The following is an 887-nucleotide window of genomic DNA, read 5'->3' as shown; positions in this document are numbered from 1 at the left end:
TTCATCTCTGGTTGTACTGGTTAGCTTGCCTGTGGGTATTCTCACGGCCTTTATCATCATGTATCAGCAAGGTTTGAACGCCAATATTATGTCTCTGGGTGGAATCGCGATTGCGATCGGTGCGATGGTTGATGGCGCCATCGTCATGATTGAAAACGTTCATAAGCATATGGAAAAAACAGAGCTGACAGATGAAAACCGTTGGCAGGTGATTACCCAGGCTGCATCTGAAGTCGGGCCACCTTTATTCTTCTCTTTGTTGATTATTACAGCCAGCTTTCTGCCTGTGTTCACTCTTGAAGCACAAGAAGGCAAGTTGTTTTCACCCCTGGCATTCACTAAAACCTATGCGATGGCAGCTGCCGCGGGTCTTGCTATTACACTCGTGCCAGTGTTGATGGGCTACTTTATTCGTGGAAAAGTGACGCCTGAACATAAAAACCCGATTAACCGCTTGATGATTGCCATGTATAAACCAGTGATCAAAGGTGTGCTGGCTTTTCCTAAAACGACTCTTTTGTTTTCTGCTGTTGTCTTAGTGGTTGGTTTATGGCCAGTGACTAAGCTAGGAAGCGAATTCATGCCACCATTGGACGAAGGTGACTTGATGTATATGCCTACAACATATGCCGGTGTATCAGTCGGCAAGGCGAGAGAGCTACTCCAACAAACCGATAAGTTGATCAAAACCGTACCAGAGGTCGAGTCTGTTTTCGGTAAAGTCGGGCGTGCCGAAACAGCGACTGACCCAGCACCGCTCACGATGATCGAAACATTCATTCAACTTAAACCGCGAAGTGAATGGCGGGCTGGCGTGACGACAGAAAGCCTACGCCAGGAGTTTGATAGTTTGGTTAAATTCCCTGGTTTGACGAATGCCTGGGTCA

1 protein-coding gene is annotated in these 887 nt (G+C 47.1%); it reads left to right on the top strand.

The window, feature by feature from the left end:
• A partial coding sequence (locus tag A3766_RS26200) for an efflux RND transporter permease subunit (RefSeq protein ID WP_197479763.1) occupies positions 1 to 887 on the top strand: 887 nt, incomplete at both ends.

This window comes from Oleiphilus sp. HI0132 (genome assembly GCF_001635845.1).
Note: the sequence above shows the minus strand (reverse complement) of the source record. Positions and strands in the feature narration are given on the sequence as shown.